The following is a 12,858-nucleotide window of genomic DNA, read 5'->3' on the forward strand; positions in this document are numbered from 1 at the left end:
ATCATAGGCACTTCCCGATCATCAAGTCGACCAGCCTCTGGGAGTCACGCAGTAAGGGGCGCATCTCCTCGACCAGGCGCAGCACCTGCCTGTCCAGCACGACGCCCCGGCTGTTCGCCACCCGGGCGACCTGGTTGATGTTCGTGCCCACCTTCGCGATCTGGGTCGCAAGCCTTGTCACCTTGTCCCGAAAGTCGACCAGCTCGCCCTTGGTCACAGCCTGTTCCTCGACATGGGGAGCCAACAACGTTTCACGCGCATACATGGAAAGATTCAACCGCTGCGGACCACCCGAGAGACCGGACCTCAAAGCCCAAGCCGCAGCATGCTCGACGAGACGGACCTTCTCGACCTCGTTGAGCCGGATATGAAAGTCCAGTCCACGTTCTTTGGCCCCGTCGCCACCAGCGCCGGTGATGGCCTCGGCAAGATCGTCCTCCGGTTCATCACTCATGCCAATCACCATCCCCTTAAGAGCCAGCGCAGCGACCACAGGCAAAGCCCGTGGATGATCCGACAGGATCCCATCGCCACGCACCACAGTGCGATCAAGCGTGAATGTGTACACATTCACCTTAGCTTGCTACTGCCCAATAATATCATAAATGTGCCCATTATGGTCATTATCGGCTATACTGACACTCAAAGCACCACTGAAATCCGCGTGTGGGGTCGGTAGGACGACACCACCGAAAGCAGTATCCCCACCATAAGAAGAGAGCCCGAGATGACATCGAAAACAGCGGAAGAAACCATCAAGGAACTTTACAACGAACTGAATGCGACGAAGAAAAGTCTCGACCGGTTCAGCAAAATCACTGGTGAGATCAAGCAACGCGCAGAAGAGGCACACCAACTCCTGGAACAACTCAAATCAAACCCCAACCTCAGCGAATCACAGATATTCGAGTCGGCAGACGTGCCGAAAAACGTGCAACGCTTCATCAAGTCCATACCAAAGGCCAGGGATGACGATACGACGCGTCCACAGACTTCGCACGAGGATGCTCCTGTTTTTGAGCATAATGATGCGTGATTTGTTCTTCATTGGCAAATAGTAATGCCCCGCATTTGCGGGGCATTACTTATTCAGTACGGGTGAAGACCTGCACTGTTTTCATGCTGGTATTGGCTTGTGCTTCTATTCTTCTTGACTGTTTTGGTCTGCGATTTCCTCGATGTTGTCGATGAGTATTTCCATGTCCATTGCGGATGCATTGTAGGGGCCGTAATGAATGTGGCCGCATATTCTTGCCTGTTCGGCGTCGATGAGGGGTTGCACGAGTTGAAGGTATTCTTCGTTGATGTACGTGTGCCCGCGCATGGGAATGTAGCCGTATGCCATGAGGTTGACGCTTACCGGGTCGGCTCCCATGTTGCCCATCTCGTCTCTGTACACTGTCATCAGTGCCAGTGAACTGTCTGCTTGGAACCGGCAGACTGTGTAGGTTATCGGTTCGTCGAACCCGTTGGTGCCGGTCAGTGCGTGTCCTTGGCTGTCGTTGAGATATTGCATTGTTTTCTTCTTTCTTTGTGTGGTTCCAATCATTTTTTTGGAACTTCTTGAACGATTTCCACGGATGCGGTGGAGCGCACGAATGCAAGCCGCAGCGGCACGAGAGAACACGCCTGCGGCGTGTGACCGGAGTGGCGAGAAGGCCCGAAGGCCCGTGCGCGGCGGCCGGCTTTGCCGACGCATCCGGGTTGCATGAGGCAGCACCGGCGCTACAGTGGAATGAGTCAAGAAGGGACGAAAAAGACGCGCAGCGAAGCGCAGCCACGATCATGAAGACACTAATGCGACCGCCCCTTTGACGGTCGTTCCTCTCACCAATGCGCGGGTGGAACCCGCTCCACTTGCCGCCGGTAGGCGAGAGCGGCTTGGAGTGCGCCACGTTGTCTGTGGCGCGCGAGAAACGCACGGGACGCGAGCCTTGGGCACTCCACGCTGACTGTGGAGTGCCCGGCTGGTTCAGTGTGCCAGGAGTTTTTGCACGGTCTCGCGGTCGCTGTCCTCGTATGCTGGGTAGCGTTTCGATTCCTGGAAGTCACCGTTATCATCAAGGGTCAACGCGACTTTGCGCAGCCCGTCCACGAAATAGTAGATTGGTTTCTTCTTCCACTGGCTTACCTTGCCACTGTCGATGAGCTGCTGGCTGTGCTCGCTGACGGGCGTGCTGTCGGCCTTGCTTTTCACTGCTTCGAGATAGGCGACCTTTTTTCTCAGGGCGGTTATCTTGCTGCCGAACGTGCAACGCTTCGCATCCCTGTGGTTCTTGTTCCATGCTTTCACTGCCTCGTTGTCGGCTATCATCTGAGCTAGCCTGCCTTTGAAATAGTCAAGGTTGTTGACGCTCGTGGCGGCTCCCACGCTTGCCCAGCCTGTGCGTCCCACCACGCGAACATCCTGCAACTGGTCGTTATCTTCCTTGAACTTCTCGACCATTTCGAGCATGTCCACGCGGTCGGCTGCACGCTCTTCCTCGTCAGCGAGGCGGCGCGTCCTGTCCCACTGCTGCTGCACATGCTTGTAGATGTTGCCGCGTCCCTCGATGTTCGGCTGTCCGAACGGTATCGCATGCGCCTCGTCGCGTGCCGCCTGTTCGGTCGATTCCCGTTCGCTTCTGACACGTTCGAGTCTGCTCTTCGCCTGTTCCAAACTGTTCGCTTTGATGATGGTAGTCATGATGTGCTGCTCCTTAGTTGATGCTAACGGTGACGTAATCGGTGGTGAAAGTCTGTGGCAAGTCGGGAAGGGTGAACCGTGATGGACTGCATTTCTCATGCTCTGATTGCAGTCGTTCGTATTGTTCCGTGCTGATTTCCCACTCGTCGCCGCAATCGTTTTCCAGATGCCACACGTCGGGCGCAATCGTGTCCATCGATGAGATAATTTGGTCTGCGTCATCGTTGCCGATGCCCTCGCTATGCACATAGGTGTCACATTTGTTCCATGTATGGTTGCTCTCTGATGGCTGCTCGATGCTGATTCTTAGTGTGCGGCTCATGAGTTCTACCCCCCTGTTTTTCTTTTTGGCCGGTTGGTCAAGCGAAGCGTTATCGAACAAAGCGGGTTCCGTCATAAGCGACGCTCCGAGCTTGCTCGCGTGCGTCGCGTTGACGGGTTCCGCGACTTCGATATGATCCAAGGCGATGGCCGACCGGTCAAAAAGAAAACAGAAAAGCGCAGCCGTAAGGCTGCTCCGTCTCCTGCTCGATGCCTCGCCTCTTCTCTGAGGCATCGAGGACGCGGCCACGTTGTTCGGCCGCCTTCATGTGTCTGCGTCCGCGTTTGGCGGATGCTCCTTTCGATGGTCAGTGCAGCCGTGGGCTGCTCCATTCCCCCTGCATCGCGCGATGGCGACGGTGGGGGTGTGCCCGCCGTTGTTGTGCGGCGGGTGTGACGCTCAGTCGTGGAAGTATCGTGGCGAAAGAATCGATTTGGGGAATGATACGCAATGTGAATCGTCGTAGTCGTAGTCGCTGATGTTCAGATAGCCGTCGTTTTTTTCGATGAGGCTGTCCAGATTCTCCGTGGTGAGAATGTCCATCAGATGGTTCACCAGCACATGCCGTTCGATGGTGGCCGGCTCCCCGCTGCCCCCGTCCGTCTCACGAATCGAATACCTGTAGTAGCCGTGTGGAACCTGTTCGGGGTTCAGCCTCACGTCACTGTAGAATGCGGCGACCGGCGCTTTCCGCGCCTCGATATCAAGGCGCATCGAATACAGTCCCTCCGTTTCGTTTGCGTCAGGCTTACCAAGACTTACGCCCACAGTGTGTGCTGAGCTGCTGGCTTGTGGTGATTCTAAGCGGCGACATTCGCATGTGAAATGTTCGTCACATGCTTCGTTTTCCTCGACTGGTCTGCCACACCTTGAGCGTGGTAATAGGTGCTTGCCATGATGATTCCTCCTTGGTTTGTTCCAATTGATTGACGTGACGATTGGCTATTCCTGTTCATCGTCAAGCTCGTTGCCGAGCCGGTCGAGGCCGTGCTTGGCTATGTCCTTGAACGTGTCGATGGTCTGCTTGGGCAGGTGACCGCCGTGGTTGGGGTCGTCCTTCGACTGGTGCGCCTGCCACATGTCTTCCAGTGCCTCCCATTCGCTGGTACGGATATTGGTTATGGTCACTTTCGCGTCGATGCACAGCAGCGCCTTGTAGAAGCTCTTGGGGTTGTCGTTCATCATCTGCTTGATGATGCTGATGTAGGGCTGTATGAGATTGATTTCGACGCTGGCCTCCATCACCTGCTCCACGCCGGTAGAGAGCATTTTCCTCGTAGTGTGCCTTGGGGACTCTGGTCTGCTTGTAGACGTAGGTCATGTCCTCCATCGACCCTGCCATCTTCTCGGCGGTCATTGATTTGAAGTCGTCGTAGAACGTGTTCGTCATCGTTATCTGTTCCTTTCACTGCCCAACTGTTTTCCTGACGCCTGGAATGGCGGCACAACAGGAAGCGGAGAGTCAAGCCGTGTGTGGATCGGAACACGGGGAGCGAAGTGGCGGGGATACGCTGTTGGATCCCCGGTGCGAAAGCGAGGCGTGGGCCGGGACGCATCCGGTTTGACCCGCAGCGGGTTGTGCCAGAGTGGAAGGTGGCAGGAAAACCCCACCTCTAACCATTTAAGAGAGGCAGGGCCAAGGACCCTGGATCGACGGGCATCAATCCACCCCCGCTCTCGGGGTGGTCCGTAATTCTGGACGCATGAGTATGCACTACTTTTTTAGATATCCGAATCATACAATCGCATAGAAATTTGACCACATCTACATTTTGAGAATATGCTGGAAATGTCTTGAGCAAGCATCATTGGTTTCTCTTTTTTAAACCGCATACGATTTCCGAAAACACCAAGAGTGCGCTCAAGACAGGGGTACCTAAATTATTTGAGAGAGAAATAATGATAAAACCCACAAAAATGGTTACTGCGAGTCACTACGCTCACCGTGTCCCTCATGTTATCGGCAATCACTGCAAATGCAGCAGAGCCATCTCCACAAACTCAGTACGATTCAGACCTTGTAGAGAATCTATCGCCCAGCACACGCGAAAGCACTAAATCGTTGCACTACTTGAATGGAAGCTATCAGGCAAAATCCAGGCAGATGCAACTGAGTATTCCACAGAATTCTTCTCAACCAGTCACATTCACCGATGACAGTTCTGCTGTCGGTCTTGCCATAAGGCCTCAGAGAATGATTTCACGAATGACACATATCCGGAGGCTCAAACCGTCTTGCGCTAAGGCACGGACGTATCGATGGGAGTGCAGCAGGTTTTTTATCTGAACAACGGTCAGGCATCGCACGAACACACCGTGAATTATCCATCGTCGGATCTTGACCGCATGGCCTCCTTCAATGACGAGACAGAGGACACCGACGATAGTTTCACTCAGTACAAAGATGAAGCAGAAACGCAGTTGCTCGCGTATGTTTCTGCTCCCTGGGCCAAGGACGCAGCCGCCAGAGATGTGAGCACACATTACGAGCTACAATGCAACAGCTTGGCACAGGTCATTCAGCCCAACAGCAACGATACTTACCCGATAGTAGTGGGTTTGTTGCAGTATAGGTTGACAGTTTTCCTTGTGTTGTTGTCATGCCGCTGGCTGGTTGCCGTTGGCGAAGATGGTTTCGTATTCCACGGGGTGAGCCTGCCTGAGGAGCGTTGTCGTCGGCTACGGCTGTAGATGCTCTCAATCCAACGAATGGTCGTGAACCGATACTCACGAGATCACGTCACAGGGCCTGCCACTCCGCCGCCAGACATCCTCGAGCGCATCGACGGTCAGGGAAGCACGCATCCTGGAGTTCACGGACCATCCTACAATCCGGTTGCTCCACACGTTCTTGACCGCGCACAGATACAGCTTGCCCCGGCCCGTCCAGTGCTCGGTGATATCGGTCAGCCACACGACGTTGGCAGCATTGGCATGGAAGTGGCGGCGCACGAGGTCATCCGACGCGGGCCGGCCGGCGGGCTTGCTCGTGCGGTAGCGGCGCGGGATCGTGGAGCAGATCCGATGCTTCGAACAGATGCGCCACACGCGACGCCCCGGGCATACAGTCCGTCACCGATCAACCGATACCCAATACTCACGGATCGTCCTCGTGAATCGCACGAACCGGCGCGAGCAGCTTCTCCTCCTCACGCTATGACATGGACACGGGACTGGCCCGCCATGTGGAATACGCCTGCTTCGAGAAACCCGGCACCCGCCCGGCCAGCACGACCGGCATGGCAGGGCGACCAGCTTCGGGACGCTCCGCCAGCCGTCTGACGAGCGGGTGGATCATCTTGGGCGGTCGAGATTCGCCTTCGACAGATACGCCGCTGCCTTGCGGGAGGATCTCGTTCTCCATCTCCAACTCACGGATACGTTTCAACGCCCGACCCTCCTCCGGAATGCCCGACAGGCCACGCTCGACAAGCTCGACATCCTGCACTCACTTGCCCAGCGAGGACTTCGAGACACCCAGATCCTGCCTGCCCTGTCGCCCACGTCATGCCGTCCTGACCAACGCCACCACATCGGCTCTGAACTCGTCACAATACGTCATCGCCATCATTGGCTCCTTCCCGGCCGGACCAACATATCCAACCAGACCCAAAGACACCCAACACTACAGCAAATATGAACAAGAGCGGCTCGGCTATTGGACACCCACAATGGAATGAGCTGACAATAGCCAAGACCAAATAACTAGCTAGTTGCATCTGTCCATCGTTTCCTGCCTTCGCTGGGACAGTGCGCGGATAGGCAGTCTGGAAAGTCTCAGCTGCATGGGTGGTTCAGGTTGGCGAGGCGCTGCCCGAGGTCATCGAGCGCCTCGGGCCTCATGGTGTAGTAGGTCCATTTTCCTTGCCGCTCTCGGGTCACGAAGCCGGATTCAGCCAGGAGCTTCATGTGGTGGGAAACGGTGGGCTGGGTCACGCCGAGCGGTGTAGTGAGGTCGCAGATGCAGGCCCTTCCCCCTGGATGAGCGGCAACGAGCTGCAAGAGCTGCAAGCGAGTAGGGTCTGAGAGCGCTTTCATTATGCGCGCGAGGTCGCGGCTCCTGGCAGGGCAAGGCAGCACTGTCGGTGTCGGCGTGCAGCAGGCATCCTGCTGACAGTTCGTAGGGTTCTGTTGCGTGGCGGTCATGTCTTCCAGTCTCCCACTCATATCGACAAACGTCCATACGTTGAGTCAGGATTAGTCATATAGATGATTGTCTATGTTAGGAGGGTGCGATGCATGAGACCGGATTGGGTACGCCCGCAGTGGACGCGCGTCCACGAAACCCTGCACGACTCGGGGCAGCCGATCGGCTGCTGCCGGTCTGGATTCTGACGGCGATGGCCGTGGGCGTGAGCCTGGGCCGGGTGTGGCCGGGGCTGGCAGGGCTCATCGACTCGGTGAAACTCGGTTCCACGAGCCTGCCGATCGCCGTGGGCCTCCTGCTGATGATGTACCCGCCGTTGGCAAAGGTCCGCTACAACCGGCTGGGCCGGGTGAGCCACGACCGTAGGCTGCTCATCGCATCCCTTGCCCTCAATTGGGTGGTTGGCCCGGCCCTCATGTTCACACTGGCCTGGCTGCTGATGCCCGACCTGCCCGAATACCGTACCGGCATCATCATCGTTGGACTGGCTCGCTGCATCGCGATGGTACTCATCTGGAACGACCTGGCCTGCGGGGATCGTGAGGCCGCTGCCGTTCTCGTCGCCCTCAACGCGATCTTCCAGATTCTCGCGTTCGCCGGTCTCGGCTGGTTCTATCTCCAGATACTGCCCGGCTGGCTCGGCCTGCCCACAACATCGGCCGGTTTCTCATTCTGGGCGATCGTCGAATCCGTGCTCGTGTTCCTCGGCGTGCCACTGCTGGCCGGCTGGGCCAGTCGAGTGCTTGGGGAGCATGCTAAGGGTCGTGCATGGTATGAGCGCCGGTTCCTTCCGCGGATCAGTCCACTGGCCACCTGGGGACTGCTGTTCACCGTGGTCGTGCTCTTCGCCATGCAAGGCGGACGCATCTCGCGTGAACCGTGGGACGTCGCCCGCATCGCGGCGCCGCTCGTCATCTATTTCGCGACCATGTTCACTCTCGGTTTCATCCTTGGTCACGCCCTGCGCCTTGGCTACGAGAAAACCACCACCCTCGCGTTCACCGGAGCCGGCAACAACTTCGAACTCGCCATCGCCGTGTGCGTGGGCACCTTCGGCGTCGTCTCGGGCCAGGCCCTGGCCGGCACCGTCGGACCCCTCATCGAAGTCCCCGCCCTGCTCGGCCTCGTCTACGTCGCCCTATGGCTGCGACCACACCTGTTCCCAACACACGTGAAAAGCAACGAAGACTCGGAACTGTTCAAGGTCAAATGAGCATGACAAGCAATCGATACACCAGAGAACAAGAAAATGATCACAAACTCATGCAGGATACAACTTCACCTCAGACGGCTCGGACCCCTCGCATCGACATCTACGAATCGGCGATGTGTTGCAACACCGGGGTCTGTGGCAGTGAACCAGATGCCACACTCATTACCTTCACCGCCGACTGCGCGGCCATCACGGACACCGGTATCTCGATCACGCGTCACAACCTCGCCAGGGATCCGGAAAACTTCGTCGCGAACCTCCAGGTCCGCAATGCCCTCGACACGACCGGCTCCGAGGCCCTGCCCATCGTCCAAGTCGACGGGCAGACAGTCCTCACCGGAACATACCCGACCCGCGACCAGTTGCTCCGTATGGCCGGGATCACCAAGAACTCGACCTTCCCCGTCATTGACGTCACTCCCGGACAGTCCGGATGCTGCGGAGGGGCCACCGGTTGCTGCTGAACCGCGCCGCGACAAGGAGACACCCGACCATGACTCATCCCGCATTTCTTGATCAGCTGCCCAAGTTCGCGTTCTTCACCGGCAAGGGCGGCGTCGGCAAGACGTCTGCGGCCTGCGCGACAGCACTGACCCTGGCCGATCGAGGCGAAACGGTGCTGCTCGTGAGCACGGACCCCGCCTCGAACATCGGACAGGTCTTCGGCCAGCCAATCGGCAGCCGAATCACGCCCCTGAACACCACCCCCGGTGTCGACGCCCTGGAGATCGACCCGGAGACCGCCGCCGCCACATACCGCGAATCGATCATCAGCCCGGTACGCGGCCTGCTCCCAGAGCGTGAGATTCAAACGATGACCGAACAATTGTCCGGGTCCTGCACAACCGAGATCGCATCCTTCAACGAATTCGCCGACCTCATCGCCGATCCCGACCGCACCAGCGGCTACGACCACGTGCTTTTCGACACGGCCCCCACAGGCCACACCATCCGACTCCTGGAGCTACCCGGCGACTGGAGCCAGTTCATCGACGAAGGCAAGGGCGACACCTCCTGCCTGGGCCCCATGGCTGGCCTCGAATCACGCCGCACCGTCTACCGCGCCACGGTCAATGCGCTCTCCGACCCAACCCGCACCGTGCTCGTGCTCGTCGCCCGCGCCCAACACTCGGCCATCCACGAAGCTGAGCGCACCAGCCGGGAACTCACCGCTCTCGGTATGAGCAACCAGCATCTACTCATCAATGCCCTCATGCCCGATCTCGACGACGATCCCTTGGCCGCCGCGATCCGCGACCAAGAGCACAAGGAACTCGCCACACTCCCCAGCCGCCTCGCCCACCTGCCCCGCACCACGACCACGCTGCACGCGCGCAACATCGTAGGAGTCGACCAGCTCCGCGAATTCTTCGCGACCACTCCCACGCATCCCGTACATTCCGCCGACCCCACCCACGAACCCCCCAGGGACTATCCGCCCCTGACGGACCTCGTGGACCAGCTGGCGGCGCAGACCCACGGCCTATTCATGACGCTGGGCAAGGGCGGAGTCGGCAAAACGACCGTCGCCACGGCGATCGCCGTGGCCCTTGCCGAGCGCGGCCGCGAAGTTCTGCTCACCACGACCGATCCCGCGGGAAACCTCACCGAGACGCTCAATGGCACCGTCGCGAACCTCACCATCGCGAAGATCGATCCCGATCAGGCTCTGCGCGAGTATCAAGACGAAGTCCTGGCCACCAAAGGAACCCGCCTTGACGCGACGGGCCGCGCCCAACTCATGGAAGACCTGCAATCCCCCTGCACCCAGGAGGTCGCCGTCTTCCGCAAGTTCTCCGAAGCCATCCGCGAAGCACATGATCGCATCGTCGTCATCGACACCGCACCCAGCGGACACACGCTCCTGCTGCTCGACGCCACCGGCTCTGACCATCGCGAGATGCTCCGCCAGATGGGGGACAATCTCGTTGCCACCCCGTTGACACGGCTCCAGGACCCCAATTACACGAAGATGATCATCGTCACCCTGCCCGAGACGACACCAATCCTCGAAGCCGAGCAACTGCAACGCGACCTCCAACGAGCATCCATCACCCCCTGGGCATGGATCGTCAACCGCTCCGTTGCCGCCGCTCACCCCACCTCCGAATTCCTTCACACCGTCGCAGACGGGGAAATCCCCCAGATCAAACACGTCCAGCACCTCACCGAACGCATGGCCGTCGTTCCCCTGCTGCCCACACCCCCTATCGGGCAGGACAGTCTGCACAGTCTCAGCCAGAGCGCCCCCTTGGCGCGCTCCGCCTCCACCCGCTAACCACGACATCAAAGGACACCACGCCATGCGACTACTCATCATCGGCGGCTCGGACGCCGGCATCATGGCCGGCCTGCGCGCCCGACAACTCGAACCTCAGACCGACGTCACCCTCGTGGTCGCAGACCAGTATCCGAACTACTCCATCTGCGGCATCCCCTACCACCTCTCCGGCGACGTGCCCGACTGGCACGACCTCGCCCACCGCACCCAGACCGACCTCGAAGCAGCCGGACTCTCCCTGCGACTGGGCACCCTTGCCACCAGCATCAACGCCGATGCGCACACGGTCACGGTGACCAAGCCCGACGGAAATCAGGAAACGATCAGCTACGACCGGCTCGTCGTAGCTACCGGAGCAAGACCCACCGCCACCGGCATCACGGGCTTGACCGGTCCCGATGCTCTCGGCCCGGCAGACTGCGTGCATCAGCTTCACACCATCGACCAGATGCACGCAGTCCAGCGCACCCTCGTCACCCGGCATCCCCGCCGCGCCGTCATCATCGGCGCCGGCTACATCGGCCTCGAAATGGCAGAAGCCCTCACCCGGCGTGGCCTGGACGTAACCATGCTGCAACACGGCCCCGAAGTCCTCTCCACCCTCGACACTGACCTCGCATCCCTCGTCCACAGCGAGCTCGTCCACCACGGTGTCCACCTACACCTCAATACCAGTGTACGCAGCATCCAACGCGGCGAACGCGGCCCGGTCGTCATCAGTGACGACCCCACCGGCACCCAGAAAATCAGCACCGATCTCGTCATCGCCGTCACCGGAATACGCCCCAACACGAGCCTGCTCACGATGGCCGGAGCCACGACAGGGCCAGGCGCAGCGATCGAAGTCGACGACCAGATGCGCACCAGCCTGCCCGACATCTATGCGGCCGGCGACGGTGTCACCACCAAGCACCGCCTGCTTGGCGACACCTGGCTTCCCCTGGGCACCACCGCACACAAGCAAGGCCGCATCGCCGGCGAGAACGCTGTCGGCGGCAACGCCACCTTCGCAGGCGTTCTTGGCACACAGGCCGTCAAAGTCTTCAGCCTCGTTGCCGCCCGGACCGGTCTGCGCGAGACCGAAGCCCATAACGCCGACATCCCTGCCCGTTCGATAACCTACACCACCGACGACCACAAGGCCTATTACCCAGGATCCCATCCGATCACCATCCGGCTCACCGGGAACCCCACCACCGGCCAACTGCTCGGAGCTCAGATTGTCGGCACCTACGGCACGGAAATCGCCAAACGATCCGACATACTCACCACCGCCATCTTCACCGGCCTCACCATCCCGCAGCTCAGCGATCTCGACCTCGCCTACACCCCACCACTCGCCGCACCATGGGATGCAATACAAGCAACCGCGCAACAGTGGCAGCAGCATTTGATATGGACTGGGTTTTGTTCCTGATTTCCCCCAGATAAGGAATGATGGAATTATGAGTACGAGATATGCCAAGGAGTTCAGGGACCGGGCCGTCAGGCTGTTGGCCGAGTCCCGGGAGAATTACGCGTCGGAGACGAAGGCGTTGCAGGGCGTGGCGAAGGATCTGGGTGTGGCGGCGGAATCATTGCGCCGCTGGCAGGCCAAGGCTGATACGGCAGGCACGGCGGGTCCCGAGGAGTCCGGCGAGCTCAGGCGGCTGCGTCGGGAGAATGCGCAGCTGCGTCGGGCGAACGAGATCCTGTCGAGCGCGTCGGCTTTTTTCGCCTCACGGCTCGACCCGACACGACGTTGATGGTCGAGTACATCGACACTCATCGCCACCGGTTCGGGGTCGGGCCGATCCGCACGGTCCCGCGGGCTGCGCTGGCTGGCGGGTTTCTCACCGCCAGAGCATACCGGCAGGTCAAAGCCCGTGCCGCCAGCAGGATGCGTGCTCGTCACGAGACGCCGGCCCGTGACATCATGGTGATCCACGCGCACCGGTTCATGGCGGTGTACGGGTATCGGAAAGTCCATCGTCGGCTGATCCGCCGGGGATGGCGTGGGATCGGGCGTGACCAGGTGCTGCACGTCATGCGCTCCCTCACGATCCAGGGGGTGCGTCGGGGACGGAACCCGATCACCACGCGACCCGCCAGAGGCACGGGCGGCAGGCCGGACCTGGTGAACAGGCAGTTCACCACCGAGGCTCCTGGACGCTTGCACGTGGCCGACATCACCATCGTCACGACTCGCGTCCGGCTCGTTCGCGTATGT

Annotated in this window: 15 protein-coding genes and 1 pseudogene; 7 read left to right on the forward strand and 9 right to left on the reverse strand. The window is 59.5% G+C overall.

Annotated elements, in window-relative coordinates:
- Nucleotide 1: 1 nt before the first annotated feature.
- Complete coding sequence (gene mobC / locus DB51_RS09205; RefSeq protein ID WP_162174643.1) at nucleotides 2-454, reverse strand: plasmid mobilization relaxosome protein MobC; 453 nt, start codon at nucleotides 452-454, stop codon at nucleotides 2-4.
- A gap of 273 nt (nucleotides 455-727) precedes the next feature.
- Between mobC and DB51_RS09210 the strand changes: the two genes are divergently transcribed.
- Nucleotides 728-1,036, forward strand: a complete 309-nt coding sequence (locus tag DB51_RS09210; RefSeq protein ID WP_034253377.1) for a hypothetical protein — start codon at nucleotides 728-730, stop codon at nucleotides 1,034-1,036.
- 105 nt (nucleotides 1,037-1,141) lie between these two features.
- Here the strand turns inward: DB51_RS09210 and DB51_RS10305 are convergent, their stop codons facing one another.
- The 5 genes from DB51_RS10305 to DB51_RS10310 form a co-directional block, all read right to left on the reverse strand.
- Nucleotides 1,142-1,549: a hypothetical protein gene (locus DB51_RS10305; RefSeq protein ID WP_238548346.1), complete on the reverse strand. Its 408-nt coding sequence runs from the start codon at nucleotides 1,547-1,549 to the stop codon at nucleotides 1,142-1,144.
- A gap of 423 nt (nucleotides 1,550-1,972) precedes the next feature.
- Nucleotides 1,973-2,686 (reverse strand): hypothetical protein, encoded by a 714-nt coding sequence (locus DB51_RS09220; protein ID WP_034253383.1) that lies wholly within the window; start codon nucleotides 2,684-2,686, stop codon nucleotides 1,973-1,975.
- Nucleotides 2,687-2,699: 13 nt separating this feature from the next.
- Complete coding sequence (locus tag DB51_RS09225) at nucleotides 2,700-3,083, reverse strand: hypothetical protein (protein ID WP_156958306.1); 384 nt, start codon at nucleotides 3,081-3,083, stop codon at nucleotides 2,700-2,702.
- Nucleotides 3,084-3,407: 324 nt separating this feature from the next.
- Nucleotides 3,408-3,722, reverse strand: a complete 315-nt coding sequence (locus DB51_RS09230; protein WP_051867434.1) for an LPD28 domain-containing protein — start codon at nucleotides 3,720-3,722, stop codon at nucleotides 3,408-3,410.
- Between the two features lie 228 nt (nucleotides 3,723-3,950).
- Nucleotides 3,951-4,250 carry a hypothetical protein gene (locus DB51_RS10310; RefSeq protein ID WP_162174606.1) on the reverse strand — a complete coding sequence of 100 codons (300 nt, stop codon included), beginning with the start codon at nucleotides 4,248-4,250 and terminating at the stop codon, nucleotides 3,951-3,953.
- 1,017 nt (nucleotides 4,251-5,267) lie between these two features.
- Between DB51_RS10310 and DB51_RS09240 the strand changes: the two genes are divergently transcribed.
- Nucleotides 5,268-5,699 (forward strand): hypothetical protein, encoded by a 432-nt coding sequence (locus DB51_RS09240; RefSeq protein ID WP_034253388.1) that lies wholly within the window; start codon nucleotides 5,268-5,270, stop codon nucleotides 5,697-5,699.
- A gap of 36 nt (nucleotides 5,700-5,735) precedes the next feature.
- On the opposite strand, the gene DB51_RS09890 is transcribed toward DB51_RS09240, so the two are convergent.
- The 3 genes from DB51_RS09890 to DB51_RS09250 form a co-directional block, all read right to left on the reverse strand.
- Complete coding sequence (locus tag DB51_RS09890) at nucleotides 5,736-6,056, reverse strand: DDE-type integrase/transposase/recombinase (RefSeq protein WP_084674677.1); 321 nt, start codon at nucleotides 6,054-6,056, stop codon at nucleotides 5,736-5,738.
- A gap of 106 nt (nucleotides 6,057-6,162) precedes the next feature.
- The gene (locus DB51_RS09895) at nucleotides 6,163-6,456 is read right to left on the reverse strand and encodes a hypothetical protein (RefSeq protein ID WP_051867437.1); all 294 of its coding nucleotides are present in this window, start codon (nucleotides 6,454-6,456) and stop codon (nucleotides 6,163-6,165) included.
- A 329-nt stretch (nucleotides 6,457-6,785) separates the two neighbouring features.
- Entirely contained in the window at nucleotides 6,786-7,175 is a 390-nt protein-coding gene (locus DB51_RS09250) for an ArsR/SmtB family transcription factor (RefSeq protein WP_051867438.1), read from the reverse strand.
- A gap of 68 nt (nucleotides 7,176-7,243) precedes the next feature.
- On the opposite strand from DB51_RS09250, the gene arsB reads away from it, so the two are divergent.
- The 5 genes and pseudogenes from arsB to DB51_RS10480 all read left to right on the forward strand — a co-directional run.
- Nucleotides 7,244-8,368, forward strand: coding sequence for an ACR3 family arsenite efflux transporter (arsB, locus tag DB51_RS09255; protein ID WP_051867439.1), 1,125 nt, complete (start codon nucleotides 7,244-7,246; stop codon nucleotides 8,366-8,368).
- 50 nt (nucleotides 8,369-8,418) lie between these two features.
- Nucleotides 8,419-8,832, forward strand: coding sequence for an arsenite efflux transporter metallochaperone ArsD (gene arsD / locus DB51_RS09260; protein ID WP_051867539.1), 414 nt, complete (start codon nucleotides 8,419-8,421; stop codon nucleotides 8,830-8,832).
- 29 nt (nucleotides 8,833-8,861) lie between these two features.
- Nucleotides 8,862-10,646, forward strand: a complete 1,785-nt coding sequence (gene arsA, locus DB51_RS09265; protein WP_034253392.1) for an arsenical pump-driving ATPase — start codon at nucleotides 8,862-8,864, stop codon at nucleotides 10,644-10,646.
- Nucleotides 10,647-10,671: 25 nt separating this feature from the next.
- Nucleotides 10,672-12,066, forward strand: a complete 1,395-nt coding sequence (locus tag DB51_RS09270; RefSeq protein WP_034253394.1) for an FAD-dependent oxidoreductase — start codon at nucleotides 10,672-10,674, stop codon at nucleotides 12,064-12,066.
- A gap of 28 nt (nucleotides 12,067-12,094) precedes the next feature.
- Nucleotides 12,095-12,858, forward strand: a pseudogene (locus DB51_RS10480) (transposase); the annotation flags it as partial.

Origin of the sequence: Bifidobacterium crudilactis (assembly GCF_000738005.1) — a bacterium.
Lineage (GTDB): Bacteria > Actinomycetota > Actinomycetes > Actinomycetales > Bifidobacteriaceae > Bombiscardovia > Bombiscardovia crudilactis.

Bases quoted from the DNA above. Each gene is read 5' to 3' on its own strand.
- DB51_RS09270 (WP_034253394.1), top strand. From the start codon at position 10,672: ATGCGACTACTCATCATCGGCGGCTCGGACGCCGGCATCATGGCCGGC.
- DB51_RS09225 (WP_156958306.1), bottom strand. From the start codon at position 3,083: ATGACGGAACCCGCTTTGTTCGATAACGCTTCGCTTGACCAACCGGCC.
- mobC (WP_162174643.1), bottom strand. From the start codon at position 454: ATGAGTGATGAACCGGAGGACGATCTTGCCGAGGCCATCACCGGCGCT.
- DB51_RS09240 (WP_034253388.1), top strand. From the start codon at position 5,268: ATGGGAGTGCAGCAGGTTTTTTATCTGAACAACGGTCAGGCATCGCAC.
- arsA (WP_034253392.1), top strand. From the start codon at position 8,862: ATGACTCATCCCGCATTTCTTGATCAGCTGCCCAAGTTCGCGTTCTTC.
- DB51_RS09210 (WP_034253377.1), top strand. From the start codon at position 728: ATGACATCGAAAACAGCGGAAGAAACCATCAAGGAACTTTACAACGAA.
- arsD (WP_051867539.1), top strand. From the start codon at position 8,419: ATGCAGGATACAACTTCACCTCAGACGGCTCGGACCCCTCGCATCGAC.
- DB51_RS10305 (WP_238548346.1), bottom strand. From the start codon at position 1,549: ATGATTGGAACCACACAAAGAAAGAAGAAAACAATGCAATATCTCAAC.
- DB51_RS10310 (WP_162174606.1), bottom strand. From the start codon at position 4,250: ATGGAGGCCAGCGTCGAAATCAATCTCATACAGCCCTACATCAGCATC.
- arsB (WP_051867439.1), top strand. From the start codon at position 7,244: ATGCATGAGACCGGATTGGGTACGCCCGCAGTGGACGCGCGTCCACGA.
- DB51_RS09250 (WP_051867438.1), bottom strand. From the start codon at position 7,175: ATGAGTGGGAGACTGGAAGACATGACCGCCACGCAACAGAACCCTACG.
- DB51_RS09230 (WP_051867434.1), bottom strand. From the start codon at position 3,722: ATGCGCCTTGATATCGAGGCGCGGAAAGCGCCGGTCGCCGCATTCTAC.
- DB51_RS09220 (WP_034253383.1), bottom strand. From the start codon at position 2,686: ATGACTACCATCATCAAAGCGAACAGTTTGGAACAGGCGAAGAGCAGA.